The organism is Photobacterium kasasachensis (genome assembly GCF_050336885.1).
GTDB classification, from domain to species: Bacteria; Pseudomonadota; Gammaproteobacteria; order Enterobacterales; family Vibrionaceae; genus Photobacterium; species Photobacterium kasasachensis.
Genome location: NZ_JAKJSH010000005.1, coordinates 255,622 through 276,503, shown reverse-complemented (window position 1 = coordinate 276,503; position 20,882 = coordinate 255,622). Strand labels below are relative to the sequence as shown.

General features: G+C 48.2%; 13 protein-coding genes. 3 read left to right on the top strand and 10 right to left on the bottom strand.

Annotation, left to right across the window (positions count from 1 at the left end):
* The first annotated feature begins 182 nt into the window (after window positions 1-182).
* A complete protein-coding gene (locus tag L4D19_RS05605; RefSeq protein ID WP_075766714.1) occupies window positions 183-1,028 on the top strand; it encodes an AraC family transcriptional regulator in 846 nt (281 codons plus the stop codon).
* Here L4D19_RS05605 and L4D19_RS05600 read toward each other — a convergent pair.
* From L4D19_RS05600 to gltS, 7 genes are all read right to left on the bottom strand, one after another.
* Window positions 997-1,836, bottom strand: coding sequence for a PTS sugar transporter subunit IIA (locus L4D19_RS05600; RefSeq protein WP_428451599.1), 840 nt, complete (start codon window positions 1,834-1,836; stop codon window positions 997-999). The genes L4D19_RS05605 and L4D19_RS05600 overlap by 32 nt on opposite strands.
* A 37-nt stretch (window positions 1,837-1,873) precedes the next feature.
* Window positions 1,874-2,176, bottom strand: coding sequence for a PTS fructose transporter subunit IIB (locus L4D19_RS05595; RefSeq protein WP_075766716.1), 303 nt, complete (start codon window positions 2,174-2,176; stop codon window positions 1,874-1,876).
* A 182-nt stretch (window positions 2,177-2,358) separates the two neighbouring features.
* Window positions 2,359-7,719 carry a hypothetical protein gene (locus L4D19_RS05590; protein ID WP_428451598.1) on the bottom strand — a complete coding sequence of 1,787 codons (5,361 nt, stop codon included), beginning with the start codon at window positions 7,717-7,719 and terminating at the stop codon, window positions 2,359-2,361.
* Window positions 7,720-7,893: 174 nt separating this feature from the next.
* Entirely contained in the window at window positions 7,894-10,050 is a 2,157-nt protein-coding gene (locus tag L4D19_RS05585; protein ID WP_428451597.1) for a type I secretion system permease/ATPase, read from the bottom strand.
* Window positions 10,050-11,435: an HlyD family type I secretion periplasmic adaptor subunit gene (locus tag L4D19_RS05580; RefSeq protein WP_428451596.1), complete on the bottom strand. Its 1,386-nt coding sequence runs from the start codon at window positions 11,433-11,435 to the stop codon at window positions 10,050-10,052. The genes L4D19_RS05585 and L4D19_RS05580 overlap by 1 nt, the downstream gene beginning before the upstream one ends.
* Window positions 11,429-13,492, bottom strand: coding sequence for a type I secretion system permease/ATPase (locus L4D19_RS05575; RefSeq protein ID WP_428451595.1), 2,064 nt, complete (start codon window positions 13,490-13,492; stop codon window positions 11,429-11,431). The genes L4D19_RS05580 and L4D19_RS05575 overlap by 7 nt, the downstream gene beginning before the upstream one ends.
* Window positions 13,493-14,862: 1,370 nt before the next feature.
* Window positions 14,863-16,092, bottom strand: coding sequence for a sodium/glutamate symporter (gene gltS / locus L4D19_RS05570; protein ID WP_428451971.1), 1,230 nt, complete (start codon window positions 16,090-16,092; stop codon window positions 14,863-14,865).
* Between the two features lie 1,122 nt (window positions 16,093-17,214).
* On the opposite strand from gltS, the gene L4D19_RS05565 reads away from it, so the two are divergent.
* Together L4D19_RS05565 and L4D19_RS05560 are read left to right on the top strand one after the other, a co-directional pair.
* Window positions 17,215-18,030, top strand: a complete 816-nt coding sequence (locus L4D19_RS05565; protein ID WP_428451594.1) for a winged helix-turn-helix domain-containing protein — start codon at window positions 17,215-17,217, stop codon at window positions 18,028-18,030.
* Window positions 18,031-18,085: 55 nt separating this feature from the next.
* Window positions 18,086-18,499, top strand: a complete 414-nt coding sequence (locus L4D19_RS05560; RefSeq protein ID WP_428451593.1) for a hypothetical protein — start codon at window positions 18,086-18,088, stop codon at window positions 18,497-18,499.
* A gap of 123 nt (window positions 18,500-18,622) precedes the next feature.
* Here the strand turns inward: L4D19_RS05560 and L4D19_RS05555 are convergent, their stop codons facing one another.
* From L4D19_RS05555 to L4D19_RS05545, 3 genes are read right to left on the bottom strand one after another with little or no spacing between them, the layout of a single operon-like run.
* Complete coding sequence (locus L4D19_RS05555) at window positions 18,623-19,399, bottom strand: hypothetical protein (RefSeq protein WP_428451592.1); 777 nt, start codon at window positions 19,397-19,399, stop codon at window positions 18,623-18,625.
* A 10-nt stretch (window positions 19,400-19,409) separates the two neighbouring features.
* A complete protein-coding gene (gene sctE, locus L4D19_RS05550; RefSeq protein ID WP_428451591.1) occupies window positions 19,410-20,393 on the bottom strand; it encodes a type III secretion system translocon subunit SseC family protein in 984 nt (327 codons plus the stop codon).
* Complete coding sequence (locus L4D19_RS05545; RefSeq protein ID WP_428451590.1) at window positions 20,368-20,880, bottom strand: SycD/LcrH family type III secretion system chaperone; 513 nt, start codon at window positions 20,878-20,880, stop codon at window positions 20,368-20,370. Before L4D19_RS05545 ends, sctE begins: the two co-directional genes overlap by 26 nt.
* Between the last annotated feature and the right edge of the window lie 2 nt (window positions 20,881-20,882).

Here is a 20,882-nt window from a genome sequence, read left to right as displayed (position 1 = left end):
ATAAAAGACTAGACAGTAGTAACCATAAAAACGAGGTCGACCAGAAAATTTACGTGACCCAGCTCACGGATAATATTCAATTCTATTTTCCGGGTAGCAACTCTACACCGGACAATGAATAATAATGCCGACAATAACCTAACCAATACGCTGAGCCAATCCCGCCAGGAGGTACCATTACCATGGGCAAGGTATTCCATGACCTTATCGATACCCTGCTTTCTGAAAGGGAGCACTTCAACCGCATTTGGTTTGCCGGGGATCAGGTCACGCCGCCTCCATTTAGCTATCAGGTTAACTTCCCGCGCCTGGAGCTGGTGATCAACGGTGAGTACATTAACGAGCTGGAAGATCCGGAGCTTGGGATCACAGAAGTCAAAATCATGGCTGGTGATGCGCTCTATATCCCGCCAAACAGCTGGAACAAGCCCAATTGGGATACGGATTGTTCAGTATTGAGTCTATTATTCGGTCGTCGCCAGCTAGGCTTTAGCCTGGTTAGTAAGGCAAAAGATCAAACCAACTTTCATGATATTCAAAAGCACAGTATCCAGACACGTACCGGTCATGCCATTGACCATATACTGTCGGCACTTAATGCCCTGTCCAAAGAACCACTCCAGCAACCAATGGACGAGCATCTGCTATTGGCCCTGATGAGCTATTGCCAGAGCATGCTTTCAGTGCCGGAAAATTCGACTAAAAAGCGTAGCGAGGATCTCTATCAGGGGATCTGTATTTACATCCAGGAAAACTTTCACCGGGCAATCAGCCGTGACAGCATTGCCACACGATTCAATATCAGCCCCAATCACCTCTCGCGCCTGTTTCGTCAACAAGGACATATGCGCCTGGCCGATTACATTACCTGGGTGCGGATCGAGCGAGCCAAGTTCATGCTAAAGAAATACACCTTCCGATTACACGAAGTGGCTACCCGATGCGGATTTCAAGATGTGAACTATTTCTACCGGGTATTTAAGAATAAAACAGGGCTTACCCCTTCGGAGTATCGCAGTTCGCTGTAAACGGGCGGGACAAAGTATGCAGCAACAGTGCTTTCAACGCCTCGGCCTGAATATTTTCCGTCAGCAAACGACAATACTCGGGGGCCAATAACGCCTGTGAAAAATGCGCAAACGCCTCGATATGTGGGCGCTGAGCAGGAAAAGGCAAGGCCATGGCGATCACTCTCGTCACCGGGCCACGATTTGAGCCCCATTCTATGGCTTGCGGTATCTGAATAAGCGCCATTGCAGGCAGCTTGATTTCTGATGACATGATATGAGGCAATGCAATTCCGTTCCCCATGCAGGTCGACGAGACGCGCTCACGCTCTTGCATCAACTGACGCAACAAGTCTGGATTTTCCGGATTAAGCATCCTGCAAAGGCGGGCTAGAACCATCTCTTTTGCTTCTGTTGGCTGTACGAGGCCTATCTCTTCAACTTGCAAATCGCGGGTTGAAATTGCCAGTTCAAACGGCAAATAAAAGGCCGTATTGGTCTTATCACGGCTATCGACACTGCAGGCATTACGGTTCTTTTTCTTACCACTGGTTTTCACCAATAGAAATTGCTCTGCGACAAAGTCAGTTAGCACCATGTAGGCCAGTTCGGCATCAGAGCCCTCAATAACCAGCTGGCACAAATCTCCCGGCATACAACCCAAGCTCATGATCCTAACCGGCTGCTCGGCATTAGCCTGGCACAAACGAGTGACATTTTGCATCACCACCACGGCACGAAAGTACCCAGCCAAGGTTTTCAGCTGATTGAGTTTCCAGGAAGGGATACCTTCATCACCAATAATGAAGGTGATACGACGTTCGATCATAGCGATTAAGTCATAACTTGTTAGTCAGGAGTTTGAATCAAAGTTCTTGGCAACGGCGCAACACGCTCGCCGGATCGGTCAGCACTTCTTCAATGGTAACGCAATGGATCTTGCTGCCGGTAAAGCGGGCACGGTGTTCAATTTCAATGTCGGAAGCAATCAGCACCACATCGGCCCGGCCAATATCCTGAAAGCTCAGCTGATTTTCTATCCCCATCGCACCTTGTGTTTCAACCATGATCTGGATACCCAATGGCTGCGCCGCCTTCTTTAGCTCGGCAGCTGCCATGTAAGTATGGGCAATCCCGGTCGGGCAAGCTGTAACCGCAACGATTCTCATAAATTCTCTATAGATAACGGTGTTTAGGGTGATTGTCTCGATCCGGTGGAGATAGTCAAGGAATCAGAAAGGAAAAACATATATCTCTGTGGTAAGTCATCTCGCACACAACTATTTTGAACAAGTTATGTTTGTCACTAAAATACAGGGGAGGCAAGCCTCCCCATTATCCTATAGGCTAATTATACAACTGCAGCGGTTAGTTCCGGCTGCAAATTATAACGGCCATCCAGCACTTCGTTGCCACTCGATGTCCCGTCATTGCTGCTATCAAAGGCAGCCATTGCTCCAGTCAGTTTGGCCAGACGAATGCTATCAGCATCGCTATTCGCTACGCTCGCGATCTGCTCAGAGAGCAAGGCATTACTGCTAACCTCTTCATTACCGGGTAACTCACCATGGTCGATAAAGTTAGCCAGATCATCGCCGTGAAGCCCGACATCACCAAAGCGAACTCCAGCGAGGATTCCTGACAGGTATTGACCCGCAGTTTGTGAGGTACCGTCACTGGTTGTAGGTATCGCTTCAGAGAAAAGCACGTCACTTCCGGCCTGCAGACGGACATACTTTTTACCCTCCACAGTGTCTTGATGAACAGTCACCGATGCTGCATCGACGCCAGCTAGGTTCAGGATCGCACTATTATCCGGCGTCAGTTCCCAGCGGTGAGTAAACGCCTCACCCTTGGTTCTTGCCGCATAGTAAGCATTCACATCCTTAACTAATATTCGGCGTCCGTTATCCTCAAAAATCAGACTCTCTGGTTTTTGCGGCAACGTCAGTTGACCGCCGTCTTGATGGATAAGTGACAGGCCATCTTGTCCCGGAGTCCACTCGTTAAGATCAGCATTGAGTACCAAGGAGAAAGTTGCATCTGGCTTTGACTTAAGCACCTCCAGGTTCGCTCCTGCATCCACTTCGATAGCATCGAAACCTTCAATATAAACTTTTGCCTGATTAGTGGCACCTGAATCGAATTGCAATGACAGCCCTTCGAGACGAGCTCCCCACTGACCAGCCCAATATTCCTGATCTTTACCAGCATCCGTCACTTCAACATAGTGAGTCTGGCTGCTGTAGTTTTGCAATGTGTGACTCACCTCGGCAACATCGGTAACCGTCTGCTCCCCGGTGCTCCATTGATGTAACTCATTACCGTCACTGTCCAGTAGCCTAACCGTCAACTTATAGCTATCGGCGGTATAACCGACCTTACGGAAAGTCTCCTTGATATTGATGGCATTGTTACCATAAGTACTAACCAGATTAGAAATATCGAAACGACGAGTCCGACTACACCAACCGTAAGAGGATGTCAGGCCGTTAGCATCAACCGCAAAACCATTACCACCATTTTGTACCTGCCAGCCGTTCAGGGAATTAGGATCATCTAGCAGTTCGATAAAGCGCTCTCCCGCCTGCGGCGCAGATGCCAGATCAGTATTACCGCTAAAATCAACGTAATCGTTGCCACTACCGGTATGAACCTCCGGCGTTCCCGCACCGATTAGTAGCTGATCATCTCCCCCTCCGGCATTGATACTCGTCAGGGCAACGCCAGCAGTCAGTATATTTGACAGCTCGTTACCACGAAGGGTGGAATCCGCTTGCCCGGCATGTGCTTCAACCAACTGGCTGCTCAACCAGTCAATCGTTTGCTGGCTCGAAAGTACCCGATCGCCAATACGGATTGTTGAGAAGCGACGAATGAAACCACTCAGTAATTCGACCGTCTGTTCGCTGGACGCTTGACCACCCCACTCGGTTAATTGGTCCCCGGAGGCAACATCTTCCACCAACGTTTGACCATTGCGACGATCAAATAACTGAATCCGGTGTGATTGCCCATCAAACCTCAAACCAACATCGGCCTTGCTGATCCCTTCGAGGATAATGGCATTCCCTTCGTCCGTGTCATCAATAATCGCGCTGCCACCCTCTGATACTTTGATTTGGTAGATATCTTTACCTGTCCCGCCAAACAAGTGATCTACATCTCCATCCGCCACCAGCACATCGTTATCACCACCGCCGCGCAGAATATCGTTTCCTTTGCCGCCATAGAGCACATTTTTGCCGTCATCACCAATGAGAGTATCTTCCATCTCGCCGCCAACCAGCCCTTCAATATGACTGAAACGGTCTAGCACGGTTTTCTGTCCATCTTTAACGGCATAAGAGATCCCTTCTGCAAGATCGACATATAGGGCGTTCTTACTATCTTGACCATTCAGGCTATAGTCCAGAATATCAGCGCCTTCGCCGCCATCGATAACATCCACCCCGTCACCCGCCGAGATACGATCATTGCCGCTGCCACCTCTTAACGTATCCGCGCCATCACCGCCAATCAGAGTATCATTACCTCCTCGTCCTTCTAGGGTATCCTGACCAGCGTTGCCAAACAGAATATTGCTCTCATTATCTCCCTTGAGGGTATCGGCACTGTTACTTCCCATAAGGTTTTCAAACCCCTTAAGGCTATCACCATCACTGTTTTCGCCGGTTTCAAGATCAACGGTTACTCCGTCACGATCCGTATAGGCCAACGTATCGACTCCGGCTCCGCCATCTAAGTCATCGGCACCTTTACCGCCATCAATCAGATCGTTGCCGCCACCACCGCGTACCGTGTCATTTCCGTCCTGGGCAAAAATCTGATTGTTTGAGTCATTACCTGTCAACGTATCGCCATGTGCAGAGCCAATCAGGTTTTCAATCCCTGCCAGAGTATCGGTATTATTATTGCCTTTGTGAGCCTGGCCGCTTTGCAAGTTCGCTGTTACTCCCTGATTATGAACAGCATAACTTGCAGTATCAGTACCTTCACCACCATCGAGGGTATTGTTGCCGGTACCGCTGCCATCCAACAAATCGTTACCACCGCGGCCATACAACTTGTCGTTACCGTTTCGACTAAACAACTGGTTATTGTTGTCGTCTCCCTTCAACACATCGTCGAACTCCGACCCAGCGACATTCTCCATTCCCGTCAGCGTTGCATTCGCGCCGACTTTCTCCATCAAATAAAGGAAGAACCCTGCTGCTGAACGGTAATTGCCTTCTTCGCCCCCCAACATCTGCTGCAAATTGGATGCATCGAGCTTCACATAGCCCATAACAGGATCAAATAGCATCACCTCTTTACCATCGGTCAGCACTTCCATTTTCATGTAACCGAAGTTTGGATCAAATTTAGTCAGAGCCTCCCCTAGCAGATAAACCTCACGCCCTTGTTCTTTCGCCTGACGCACAAAACTGTCATAAGCGGACTTAATCTGCGGATCTGGGTTATTGGAGAATAGGTAGGTATTCCAGCTGTCATGATGGTTATAGGCGATATAGCTGTCGACCGAGTTTTCCCGGAGCTGGGTCATCACAGAAATATCTGGCAGGCTGTCCAGTAGATAGTGGCTGGAAAAATCACGGTGATAATCATTCCAGGCACCATCCTTCTTCGCAAAGACAGTAGTGTTATACAGCCCGGCATCCAACGCACTGATCGCTTGTTGATTCGGATTTCCCGACGCTGTTCCAGCCTGTAGATCAACGTTATAGCCAATTGCGGGCTCGTGGTCCGGCGCATAGGCCGACCAGTTGGATTGATTTGCCACCTTTTCGGCAAGCTGATCCTGAGAAGACTTCCAATCCGGATTCAGCTCGCGGGACTCAAGGTTCTTGAACAAATCTTCAGTATACAAAGTATCTGTATCATCACCGCCATCGATACTATCGCTACCCAGCAACCCGATGACATCGTCATCACCTGGTCCCATGTTGATCACATCAGCACCAAGACCACCACGCCCAGTATCGTTACCCTCTCCGCCGTTGATCGTATCGTCACCGCTGCCACCATTGGAGTTGTCGTTACCGTCGCCACCATTGAGCTCGTCATTCCCGGCTCCACCCATCAGGATATCATTGCCGCCATGGCCATTGATGATGTCATTGCCACTGCGCCCATCCAGGTAATCGTCATTTTCCCGGCCGTTTAAGGTACGCCCAATACTCGAACCATCAATCAAGGCAATTCTCAGTTGTTGATCTTCCAGGTTTTTCTTAGCCTGATCAGTCAGCGCACGTGTCTCCTCCTTCCAGATGCTTGAACCATCAACACCTTCCTCTCCGAGACCAGCCGATTCGGCATCCACCATATATTTAAAGATGTCGTAGCCTTTTTCTTTGTAGAACTCACCTTGCTTGGTCATAAACTCCTTGAAGGCATCGGAGTCCAGATAGCTGTCGAAGTCCGCTTGCAGTTTCTCCTCTGGCGTACGGGTATCGACCATATCCGCAAAGAATCCCAACACGGTATTAATCAGACTCAAACCGAAATTAACAACATCCAGCACCAAAGAGGCCAAGTTACCGATCACAGGGATAAAGTCACACACCAAGCTAACGACATCGAGGACCATGCCAACGCCGTCGAGCGCGGCCATCACACCATACATCGCGGCACGGCCATGATTCCCGCCACGACGTGCCTCATCGGCGACCATCGCATTCTTTGCAATGCTGACAGCCCCCATACCGATAGCCAACGCACTACCAACACCAATAGCAAAACCAACACCGGCTTTTGTCAGGCCAGAAGCAGCATCCAGTCCCACATCTGCCACTTCCTTCGCCACCATGGTCTTACTCAGGAAGGTCGCCACATTTTTCGCCGTCCCTCCTCCTGCTCGCTTAGCAACCTGAGTCGCAACGACATTGGTTAGGGAGTAAAGCCCTTTTGCCATGCCGATCGTCCCACCGGCAATACGCAGGTCCTTCCCCATATCTGCCCCGGCTGCGATATTAATGCCGCCATGTACCACGCTGAACAAGGAGCCGGCAACCGTGGTACCGGTTCCGATGTTGTTCAATACACCTCGGGCTGAAAGACGACTACTATTTAACTCGGTACTTTCGTTGACAGCGTTTTTCAGCAAATTATGAGCCGTTACTGACGTAGGGTACTTCTTCAGGTGCCCGTCCAGTTCATTGACCAGGTTATCGTGCTTCAGCAACATTCCATTGAGTACAATGGAAGCGCCATCATTCAGATCGGAAGGCAACCCAACCATAGTTCCTCCGAAAGTCGATCCTGCTCCGGAGATATAATCACTGTATTGGTTGAGGGTCTTGACGTTGCCGTTCAGGCCGGGATCAATGGTAGGGCCTGGGTTTGGATTCGGCATCGCCGACTCAAAATCGGGAAGCAGCTCACCAGATGCACCGACATCAGCCATGTCAGCTGTACCCTCCAGCCCCTGATCAAAAGCCGTCAGCGCAGACAAGATCTCAGGATCCGTTGCCAGGCTCTTAAGCTGGCTGACAACCTCAGGATCCGCGCCTGACTTTCGAGCAGCCTCCGCCACCACATCAGCCATATCTGTCGGGCTCAGGGATGAGCTGTCTCCCTGGCCTGATACCATTCCCCGAATTGCCGTTGTCAGATACTCAGTAAAGCCCTCCATGAAGTTGGCCTGCATCGCGGTATTTATACTGTCGCCTGTATTGTTGATTGCATTACCGAATGAAGTAACTTGCTCCATCGTGCTCAATCCTCTTATTGTTAAGTTTGCACCCCGGTTGCTTCCTGTTCTTCAACCTGAGGCAGGTGATCCTCGCCTTAAAGGCAAGGTATGACCCATCACAGACATACGCAGTGATGGGAACATTCAGTAGACGAAATGGATGCGAGATCAGGCACCCACATCAAAGAGCAGCTATGAAGCTACCTGTAGCTTCCAGAGCCGGGCATAGGTACCTCCTTGCTCCAATAGCCAATCATGGGTTCCCTGCTCGACAATCTGTCCGCCATCGATCACCAGGATGCGATCAGCATGGCGCAAGGTATTGAGTCGATGGGCAATACTGATCACCGTGCGACCTTGGGTGATAGCCTCCATATTTGCCATCACTGCCGCTTCCGACTCGTAGTCCAATGCACTGGTGGCCTCGTCCAGCAGCAAGATACCGGGATCAGTCAATAGCGCCCGGGCGAGGGCAATACGCTGGCGCTGGCCGCCAGAAAGGCGCCCGCCCTTTTCACCCACCTGGGTCTCATAGCCCTGCGGCAATTCACGGATAAACTCATCGGCCCCTGACAGGGCTGCGGCCTCAGCCACCTCAGCATCAGTCGCCTGCGGACAACACAGACGGATGTTCTCGGCTACGGTACCCGAGAACAAAAGACTTTCTTGCAGCACCACGCTCATATTGCGGCGCAATGCCACCGGATCGGCGATGGCCAAATCGATACCATCCACCAAAACCTGTCCATGCTGGGGCACATACAGACGCTGCAACAAACGGGTAAGCGTTGATTTTCCTGATCCAGAAGGGCCGGTGATCCCCACAAACTCGCCGGGCTTTATCTCCAGATTCAAGTTGCGCAGCACTTCCTGACTGTCTTCGCTGTAGCGAAAACGCACGCCACTAAAGCACACACCACCACGCAGCTTGGGGACGGAGGCCAATCCGCCGTTGCCGTCTTCATCATCCTCGTCAAGAATGTCGCCAATCCGGCGCAACGAAATAAGGGTGTGCTGAAAATCCTGCCAGACCTGAGCAAGCCTCAGGATCGGTTGAGTGACATGTCCCGACAGCATATTGAACGCGACCAGCTCACCCGGGCTCAGCAGGCCGTCCATCACCAGGGTGACGCCCCACCACAGCAGCAGTGCCGACGTCAGCTTCTGGATCAATCCGATTCCCTGTCCGGCCCAAATCCCAACCACCTTGGCCCGGAACGAGGCTTTCACGAAACTTGCCAGCTGGCGCTCCCACTGATGGAGAAAACCGGACTCCGTAGCGGTTGTCTTGATGGTTTCAATCCCGGTAACAGATTCGGCCAGAAAAGCGGTATTATCCGCACCCAATTCGTACTCCCGGGTCACGCGGGCTCGCAGTACCGGGCCGACAGCCAGCCAGAAAAAGAAATAAACCAGCAACGAACCGAGTACCAGCCAAGTCAGCTTCGGGGCATAGCCAAACATCACGGCAAGAAATAAGCTGATGAAAGCCAGATCCAGCACCATGGTTAGTGCCGACCCGGTAAGGAACTGACGGATCTGGCCCATCTCTCTCACTCGGGCGATAATTTGCCCGGTTTGTCGCTGCTGGAAATAACCGAGAGGAAGGGCGACTAAGTGTTCGTACAAACGGCTGGACAGCTCTGAATTGACCTTGCTGGCGAGGTTGGCAAACAGCCAGGATCGGAGGAAGCCGTAAATGGGCTCGAACACGGCCAGAGCCAGCATCGCAATCCCCAGCACCTGAAGGCTGGAAAGGCTTCTGCTGACCAGTACCCTGTCAATCACGTTCTCAAACAATATAGGAGTAACCAGAGCAATCAGCTGCAACATCAGCGACACCAGCAACACCCGTCGAAACTGAATCACATGTTTGCGAATGGAGGGGACAAACCATCCAAAACCAAACTTTTGCTTTTTGGGCAGCTCCTCGGTATCGGCCAGCAACAGGGCTTCACCGCGCCAGTGCTGACCAAACACACTAATCGGGTAGCTCCGACTGTTCTCGGTAGAAGGGTGATACAGGGTAACCATATCGTCAGTAACTGCCTCCAGCACAACCCAACCCTGCTTTGTATTGAGCAACGCCGGTAACGGCAGTGCCGACAAGCGTTCCAACTGAGTGGAAATACACCGCGCCCGAAGCCCTATCCAACGCGCACACCGGCAAAGATCAAGGCTGTCCACCGCCCCCTCGCTTCGGCCAAGCTGATGTACCAACTGCTCGGGCTCTACCGCTAAATCAAAGCAACGTGCAGCCCGTACCAAGGCAAGTAGCGCCAGATCCCCTGTTGCTCGGTCAACATTCACAGCCAGATCATCTGTCTCAACCGTTTCTGCTACAGCCATTACCGCTCCCTCATAGCTTCAGACTGATACTGCTGCAAAGGGCTCAGCAGGTAGTCAATCACTCGGCGGTCACCGGTACGAATTTCTGCGGTGATGCTCATCCCCGCCTGTAGCGGGACTTCTTTGTCATCCACAGCAATCGTATGGCGATCTATTTGTACCCGGGCAGGAAAGACCAGGCCCATCTGCTCATCTTCCACTGAGTCTCGCGACACATGGGCCACTTCTCCGCTAATCGTGCCGTAGCGGGTATATGGAAACGAGTCCACCTTGATTTCCACTGGCTGTCCGGCCTGAACAAAACCGACATCCTTATTCAATATCATCACTTCTGCCTCAAGCGCGGCATCATCCGGTACAATCACCAGCAATTGCTGGGCAGCCTGGATAACGCCCCCGAGGGTATGAACTGACAGCTGCTGAACCACACCATCCACCGGCGATAGCAGGGTTTGCAGTCGGTGTTTCTCATTCGCCTTGACCAGTTCCTGCCTGATCTCGGCTATTGCACCCTGCGCCTGATTCAGTTTGTCGTAGTACTCTCGACGAATTTTGGACAGATAGCTTTCACGTTGCTCCTTCAGGCTCAGGTATTGCGCTTTCAACACATCAATCTCGGCGTGTTGCTTGGAGAGGGCACGCTCTGTTTCCAGTTGTTCTCGTTCCTGCTCCAGAAGCTCCATTCGGGGGATCAGCTTGTTGGCCGCCAAAGTCTGGCGAGCGTGAAGGCGAGCACGGATATTTGTCATCAGCATCTCCAACCCCGCGATATCGGCACGCCGAGCCTGCTGGTTGGCCAGGTTGACACTCATTTCACCATCGAGGCTGTCGAGGTTATTGGTAACCTCCAGCCACTCGCTCTGAAGGTGTTCATGAGCAGTAAGCGCCTGCACAGGAGAAACGCCATTCGGTAATTTGAATGACGCGAGCGGATCGCTTGTCAGCAGAGCCTGCAGCCGTGACTGCTCGAGCTGGCGGAAAACCAGTTTCTCCTGTAGCTCGCGCACTTCGGCCTCGACGCCGATGGGATTGAGGGTGATAAGGATGTCGCCGGCCCTAACTCGCTGGCCATCCCGGACATTAATCGCCGAAATTTCCCCTGACTCCAGCGACTGGATCACCTTGGAATGGCTGGAAACGATCAACCGTCCTGCGGATCTTGCATGGATATCGAGCCGGCCGATAACAGACCAGAGCAACGCTATAACCACCAGCAGCGTCAATGCCATCGCCGTCCGCCGGGTCCACGGAGCTGGCGGGCGTTCGACAATTTCCAGATACCCGGGCTGAAACTCATATTCGTCCCGCGAACGCTTCAAGGCCGACGGTGCCTGACGCTCCTGCTGCAATGCCTTTCGGGCAGTGTTGAAATGCTTGATTAACATGCGGCAGACTCCTTACGTAATTCCTGCTGTAACTGCCAGAGGCGGGCATAACAGCCTTTCAGGGCCAATAACTGCGAATGGCTGCCTGATTCAGTTATCCGCCCCTGCTCCAGGGTAATAATCCGATCGCAATGACGGACGGTTGACAGACGATGGGCAATGGTGATGACAGTTCGGCCGTGGGCGATCTTCGCCATATTGGCCTGGATCAGCGCCTGGGATTCGTCATCCAGCGCACTGGTTGCTTCATCGAAGATCAGGATCCTCGGATCAGCCATCAACGCACGGGCGATGGCAATACGCTGGCGCTGACCGCCAGACAAAGAGCTGCCGCCTTCTGCCAATACGGTGTCGTAGCCAAGGGGGAGCTGCAGGATAAAGTCATGGGCACCGGCCAGTTTTGCTGCTTCAACGACGGCCTCTAACGGTACAGTGGTATCTTTAATCGCGATGTTATTGCGCACACTGCGGTTGAACATGTAATTCTCCTGCAGTACCACGCCGATTTGGCTGCGCAGATAACCGGGATCCAGGCTATAGAGCGAATTACCGTCGATAAGCACTTCCCCTTCATCCGGGGTGTACAGCTTTTGCAGGATCCGGGTCAGGGTACTTTTCCCCGAGCCGGAAGGGCCGACGATCCCGAGGGTTTCGCCGGGCTTGATATGCAGGTTGACGCCCTGAAGAACAGGATTTAAGTTCGGCTGATAACGAAATAGCAAATTACGAATTTGTAAGTCGCCTTTAAGCGGGGAAGCCGGAAAAACATTGCCCTGCTCTTGCTCAACAGGCAGGTTGAGCATATCGCCGAGCTTGTCGACCGCAACACGTACCTGGACAAACTGCTGCCACAGCTCTATTAACTTGGTGATAGGCTGGCTGACATGGGAAACCATCATATTAAAGGCGATCAGCTGACCTATGGTTAGTTCCAGTGACATCACCATGTTTGCCCCTAACCAGATCACCCCGACACTGGTGATCTTCTGCAGGAGCATCACTCCGTGGCTGATCAAATTATTAATGCTCTGGGTGTTAAAGCCCGCCTCCACCATGTCACTTGTCTGAGCTTCCCAGCGACGCTGCATACGAGGTTCAACAGCCAGGCTTTTAATCGTTTCGGCTCCGCTGACTGACTCATTCAGAAAAGACGTATTCAGCGCCGAGGTTTGAAACTGTTTTTCAATACATGCCTGCAACCGACCTGTACTACGCCATGCCAGAAGGAAGTAAAACGGAAGCACCGCAAGAACAAGGCAGGTCAGTGGCAGCGACAACCAGGCCATGACTCCGAAGAACACAAAAGTAAACGCTACATCAACACACAAGGTCAGCATTGAACCGGTCAAGAATTCACGAATGCTATCGAGCTCCTGCACCCGAGTAATAATGGCGCCGACCTGCCGGTGTTTGAAATAGAGCAACGGCAGGCCCAGCAGATGGCGAAATAACTTGATACCTAGGCCGATATCAATCCGGTTGGAGGTGTGTGCAAACAGGTATTCGCGAAGCCCCTTGAGTACGACTTCAAATATCCCAACGACAACCAACACCACCACGAGCACATCCAGGGTCGACAACGCCTGATGCACCAGAACCTTGTCCATCACCACCTGGAAGAATAGCGGCGTTGCCAGCGCCAACAATTGCAACATCAGGGAAAACAACAACACTTCGGTAAACAAGCGACGGTGACGAACAAACTCAGGAATAAACCAGGAGACATCAAACCGAAGTGACGGTCCCTGCATACGGATCACTTCACCGCACCACTGCTCCTCCAGCTCTGTTAGAGAAAGGATTTTCGGTGAAGCACTTTCGGTCTCCTGAACCAACACCTCTCGCCCAGAAATGCGTGCAGCAATAACAAATTCACCCTGTTTGTTTTTATAGGCTAGCGGTAATTTGTCTGGTGTTAGCTGACTCAGCTTAAGTTGACCTAATGTAAGCTCAACACCGTTTTCTTTCCCATATTCATTTATTGCTTTTCGTATTTTCGCCTGAGAATTATCAAGTACAACATCTGAAGGAGTCCCACCAGAAAGCAGTATCAACATTCGACTACAAGCTAAAGCAGAATATAAACACTCTGAGTCATGCGATGATCCAAATAGCTTTTTCATTTGTATATATACTTATATTTTATAAATCAGCTCACATCGCTTTGAAGATGTAAGATTGTTGTGCAAGCTATCAATACAGCGATTGAAATGATATACCTCAACTATAAGGGTATTTTTCAAATAGCTATTATCCCCCCCAATCGAAGGCATCAGGAGTATAGATATAGCTACAAGTCAGTTCGATAATCTTTATAAATTATTAGTTGATTATATCTTCGAGGAAATCTTTCAAACCAGCCACAAATAGTAGAATTCAGAAATATAACAGCAAATAATCGCATGTATATATTAATACAACAGTAATAAGATGAGCATCACATTATGTATACAAATATAATTCTCTTTTAATTTTAGCTATTACTTATAAAGCTTTTCGTAATATTCGAATTAATCCTATCAACTCGTTAAATTTCCACCATATTATATGCAACTCTATCAATGCAAATTGATGAATATTACTTTATCTTTATTTATTAAACACTTACAAACGAAGAAACAACAGCCATCCGCTTATTTACACTATCAACCTGACAGCTTAGTTCAGGCTCTTACCAGCTGGTGCACTGACAAAATATCAAGATTCGCTTTGGAGAGCACCATATCGAGTATTAGCAGCAGGCTATAGATAGGTTTAATTTTCTGGCAAGAACAGAGTTATAAAGTAGAAGTATAAGTTGAAGTATTAAGTGTCTCTGTTTCCTTCATTATCGTTATATAAATTGAATATTTTCAAAAATGAAATCACGATCTTGTTTTAACTGATATTGTTGATTCAGTGTTGAGTATCCCATTTCTGTCATATACATATTAGAGATAAATTAGCATCAGGCCCCACCTTAAAAGTGGTAAAAATTATACTTGTTTATTTCAAGAAGAATAATCAACTTCTAAACTTTGGACTGAGGTTATCATTCTATTCTTCTTGTCGTATCACCTTTTACTCTTTCGCGGTAATAGTAAGCAGTAGCGAGCGATACACCTTAGAAGTAGTGAGTAGCAAAAGAGCAGAACTTTTTCTGTGGCAGTACAGCTCCTTAGTATCAAGTTTGAAGTGATGCATCATAAAAACTAACCATATAGCTAACACTCAATGAAAGGTGTGTTCTATAAAGTTATATCAACCCCATAAGATTAAGAGTTGACCTTACCCTTGTTGGAAAATGTAGGCCATCAACCGTTTCTCTATTCAAAGCTCCTCTAAAAAACCGCCAGAAGCCCAGCTAGCTAGGCACAAAGCCACCCCATCAAAACAGCCACTCCCAAAAAAATGGAGTGGCTGTTTACCTTATCTTCCTAAGGCCAAATTAGAAGTTCGCCAGGAAGTACGGAATGATCAGCGCATTGGCCAAATCGATAAAAAATGCACACACCAGCGGCACGATAATAAACGCCTGATGCGAGTTACCATAACGCTGGGATACCGCAGACATGTTGGCCATTGCCGTCGGGGTCGAACCAAGCGAGATACCACCAAAGCCCGCGCACACAACAGCGGCATCGTAGTTTTTACCCATAACAGGGAATACAATAAAGATATTAACCACAATCGCCACAATGAACTGCGCACCGAGAATCGCAAAGATCGGCCCTGCCAAGTCCACCAAAGTCCACAACTGCATACTCATAAGCGACATCGCCAGGAATGTACCCAATGACACGTCAGCAATTAAGGCTATTGCAGGTTTACGTGATGGCCACTTAGTGCCGGAGATCCGAGGGTAAGCATCAGGAACAAGATTGGTGATCACAATCCCGGCAAACAAACAGGTGACAAACAATGGCAGCTGCAAACCTAATTCAGCAATGGCTTCGTTGAGTATAAAACCCAAGATAGCACAGACATGAATAGCAAAAATCGCATCGAGAAAATCGAAACCGGTTATTGTTCCGTCACCGTTTTGCGACTCGTCAGCAACACCGACATCCAGCTGCTCTTTGTGATCAGGCTTGAGATCGTAGCGAGTGATCAGGAATTTCGCAATTGGTCCCCCCATCAAACTGGCCAGGATCAGGCCAAAGGTCGCACAGGCAATACCAATCTCCATAGCATTGCTAATGCCAAACCCCTCCGAAATGCGGGGAGCCCAGGCTATTGCCGTTCCATGACCGCCGATCAGAGAAACACTACCTCCCAGCATACCAACGGCAGAATCCAGACCAAACATAGCGGCAACACTGATCCCGGTAAAGTTCTGGACCAGCATGTAACCGATTGTGATAGCTAGCAGTACTACCAGAGGGATCCCGCCCTTAAGCAGATCCTTGAGGCTGGCATTGATACCGATAGTGGTAAAAAAGTACACCAGCAGGATATCCCTTGCCATCAGATCAAATTCAATTTCAATACCAGCGACGACGTAAACTAGCGCGATCAAAATTGAAAAAAGGATCCCGCCAGTAACTGGTTCGGGAATACTAAACTCGCGCAGCGGCGCGAACATCTTGTTGAGGCGACGACCGACAAAAAGAACAAGAATACCTATCGTCACTGCAAAAAAAGAACTTAGCTTTAAGACCCCATTGGCCCAGTCCATTTCCATTACTCACCCACCCTAATTCGCATCTAGTTGATAACAGCTAACAAGTAAGATTTTTCTTTGATATCAATTCCCATCACTAACATTAGCCAATGAAAATCAATTAAACAGAAAATCACGGCTCAATTATTAACTACAAGAGCTTAACCAAGGGTAAATTAGTCTGATTTATCAGACACAAACATTTAAATGATATGCACGTTATAATTAATTCAGACTTCAAATTAATTCCGCTGACCAGACAATTTTTTGGATTCATAGCTTCAAGGTATGGATATGCCAGGATACATGTGCATTGATTAATTTATTTCCAGCGAAGCAACATAGAGCACTGCAACTTGAGTATAAAATATATTCCGATCGCGCATAGGTCGTGTGCCATTATCCATCTTCGTGATGACGTACGACAATTACTCTCAATACGCATATCCGACTAATTTCAACTCAGCTATTGAGACGGATTTAAATCACAGAAACGTTGTGAACATAACACACCTTTCATCAATATATTTGAGCTAAAGCATATACATTTAAGTACAACAAAATGGTATTAAAGAATTAAAAGTTAAAAATATTACCAAGTTAAAAATTACGTTGACATAAAAAAATCATATTATAATTTGCTTCATTTAATAAATTCATTTTTTATAAATGAACTCATTTTCTACATAAAAGAACGATAGTGCTATTCCACTTCACTTATCAGCGGTAACTGTCTGTGCTATATAAATGATGAAACGCTAATATTTGCAATTGCTAATATAAGACATTCATTCAAAAAAACAGCACTTTCATTGAACACCGAGTTAGACTTTTGAATCTACTCTATATGCATCACAGTTACCACAACTTCAAACTAAAATGTTTGAACAATTCAAATTTATGAATAAGAAAGCTCAAATAACAATGACACCTAACGAGATGAAGCTTTTACTCTACTCCTATTTGTATCAAAAAAACATGATAAAATTAACAATTATGATTCAAGGAGCAATCAAACTAATTTAATAATGGTAATGTTGGGCACTCTTGTTATCGAACAAGTCAGTTGGCATACGATTAATAAAGCAACAAAAAGTAACTCTTACGTTGCGACTTGAACAAGAAGTGAGAGCTTTAATGTATAAAATAAAAGATTGGATTCTCATCAAAGATGCATCACTTTTGCGCCATTCCGAGACCAATGAAGAAAAGCGTATTGGTAGCCATGACTTTCTCGTCTTATTGGCACTCTGTTCTGAAGCTGGAATGGTTGTTTCTAAAGAAACAATCCTTGAAAAGGCATGGCCAGGGAAGATAGTCTCTGACAGCTCTATTACTCAGGCTATCAGTAATATACGTACTCTAATAGGTGACAACGGCAAGGAGCAAAAGTGGCTTAAAACCATCGCAAAAGTAGGTTATAAACTCGAGAGCGAAATAGTCAAAGACATCTCAAAAGAAGATACTTGCGAAGATAAGAATAACGATAGTGCAGCTATTGCTTCACCTATAAAGGCATCCTCATCACAGATAAATATTGAGCCACTTCATATTGCAAAGAAAAAGTGGCCTTATTTTTCTGGTTCTCTAATTTTTATGATTTCATTTTATTTAATAGGAGATGCTCCATACTTACCATATATTAGTGAAATTAAGCCTAGTAAATCAATTACACCTGAACAAGTTTACTCGGATAGCATATTAAAGATCTATTCAGATAATGATGAGTTCACTGATAGTATTTCAGACTCTATTAATAATGTATTAATTTCAACATCAAATAAAAAAAGACCAAAATCAATTTATTTGATGTTGAAAAAAGACTCTCTATCAATCGTAATTATTGATAGTAATAAATTGCCACACAATATGATTATCCTTCTTGAAAACAATGAATCCATATCTGAAATAGAAAAACTAACAATTAAAGAGGTCGGTCGTTTTGTATCTTAAAAGTTTATTTCTCGTTAGTTCAATGGCTGTATTTAGTGTCAGTAGTTGGGACTTCATGAATAAGAAACCAGCGATGGCATATAGTGGTACCTATGATTTAAAAACAACAGGAAGCTCTTACCACGGTAAAAAAAACCTCGAAGTGTTCATTGAAGATCAAAATATCGATATTACAACTATATTCTCAGAATCAGGGCTAAAAAACATCGTAGAAGTGCATACGAAGGGAACCCTCCAAAAGGACAACAATGGTCAGTACTCAATGAACATTATCGATGAAAACTACAGCAAAGGATTGATTGCCTCTGCAAGCGACATCCGCATGTACAATGACTTACTCAGTGCAGCGAGGAAGCTTCCAGGCCACAATAAATGGAAAGTGGTGGACTCGACAGATAACTACATTGTGATTGCGACCAACCATGGTGACGGGTACTTAATGGCACTGAATCGCTACCAAATCAACTAGGTGAACACCCTGCCTAAAAAACAAGACACCTCTAATGAGGTGTCTTTTATGTGACACTGTCACTAAACATTATCACTCTTATTAGCCAAAAACTACTCATCAACAACTTGGTGAGTAATCCCTTTAGGCTCTGACGATACTCTTCATCGATTCCTGCTGGCTTCGCATAACTTCTTCCAGCTTTTGGCGGGCGTCCCGAATGACATCAAGATAGAACTGCATTTGCTGGCCTTCGTCTTCCATTGCCGTCTCATGCACCTTCTGATCAGCCTCCAGCACCTTGCCGTCAGCCTGTTTCTGCTTGGCATGGTAATCGATCTGCGTCGTCAGTAACTGACCAACGCCTGTCAGGATCTGAGCTTTGGCCTGCTGAATACTATTCACCGTCTGCAGCTTGGCATCAGAGATGTTCATCTTCAGCGCTTTCACCCCTCCGCTCACCTGCATTGCCCCAGAAGCAATCGAAATACCAGCTGAGATCCAGCCTGACAGGCGCTCTAATTCAGCCTGTTCGCGTATCTTATCAGCCTGCCCCAGAATACTACCGACAGCGGCCTCTCGTTCAGTCATCCTGCTTTCGCGTGCCTGCTGGCGCTGCGTCGTCGCAAGTTGGTGCATCAAGGTCAAGATATCACTGATCTGGACCATCGTATCTTCATGATCCAGTTTGCTTATGTCCTTCATGGCCAGCGAGTAGTCCGCATCGTTTCTCGCTACTGGCAACTCCAACGACACAGCCCCAGCTGGCCGGTTGGCCGTCCCAGTGCTCGTCTGCTGCACCAGAACAGGCACGGTATTAACCTTCTTAGCCGCACTACTGCCAGTTAAGGAGGCTGTTTCATCAAGAGTCAAACCCTGCTGATGGAGACTTGGGCTTTGTGTATTTACTGGTGTTATCATTCCTTCCTCCTTATGCGTTGATATAGCGCGCCATCTGTGACCTTGAATCCTGGCCACTGGATAGAATCGCCATCACGTCAGAAACGTTATCCTGCATTTTCTGAAGGAGTTCCTGCACCCGGTCCATTTCCTCTTGCATCATAAGCTGCAAACGCTTGAGGTAGGCACTGATCTCTTTGGCATCGGCTCTGCTCATATCGGACTGGTATTTTGCCTCTGTCGAAACAGCCTGCGCCGTCCCTTGCCCGATAGCCGACACCCCGGCGGCAATCTTGGCCCCCTGACTGACGATTTTGGCAACTTTCATCGCGGTCGTAGTGGCTGCAGCCGCCGCTGTTGTGGCCCCCGCACCAAGACTCAGCGCAATACCAGCAACCATAATTGCCACATTAGCCGCAATTTGCGCCGACTTCTCATCCATACCAAACGCCTGAAATACCTCTGCCACAGCATCGTTCATCCAATTCCCTGTCTCAGAGGAAATTTGCTGTGTCAGCATCAGTGCCGCACCTGCCAGCATCATCGCCGCTGCAGGGGCACCCACTCCCGTTGCAATCAGGGCAACCGAAGCTATGACTGTTGCAATTGTTGCAATCCAGCCGAAAATCTTGGCGAAAAGACCGCCTTTCTTCGCTTCAGCCATTTTTTCAATGGACTCTTGAAGCTTTTCAATACGTTGCTCGTGCATGGCCTTGTTTTTGGCCTGCATACCTTTGATATCGTTGGTACTGAGTTTGAGTTGTTGATCTTGCAGTTTCATCTGCACTTCCATCAGCGCGCGGCTGACGTCTTCCTGATCGGCCAGTGGCATATCAAGTATGGGCGGTCGGATCGCAGAGGGAGCCTGCGCCTTGTCCGCTCCCCTACTCACCTCAACGGCCTGGGGTACAGATGCTTGAGTCACCGCTTGCTTGAGGTTTTCAACCAATGCTTGTTGATTGGTTTGCAAACCCGGAGCCGCAAACTTGTCACTCAGCGGATTCATTGGATTCATTCTCTGTCTCCTGAAGTGATGCACTTAGCTGCTGGTATATCGTGGCAGCCTTGTTGCACAATTCATCAAATTTCGAGTGCTTTTCTGATAACTGACTAGCCGCATAAAAACCACTGCTTGCCTTCTCGCGCTGTCCAAGAGCTAAGTAACATTCGGCAGCGTGGTACGGCGATCTTGGGTCTTTGCCATCCAGCAGACCGGCATAACTATATGACTCAATAGCCAACTGATACTCTTTCTGCATCTGAAGGCATGAGCCCAACGCGATAAAGTGGCGCAACCCGTAATGATCAAAGAGACACAGGAAACGAAAGACTTTTTCCGCCTCTGCATAGCTTCCTCCTTGATACAAGCCATAGCCCACCTGATAAAACGTCTCGATCGTATCCGGACTCAGGTCATATATCTCACCGAAGGTACCACCTCCGCTCAGATACTTTTCGATCTCGCCAAGCAGGGCCTGATTTGTTTCAGCTGCTGTCGTCATCT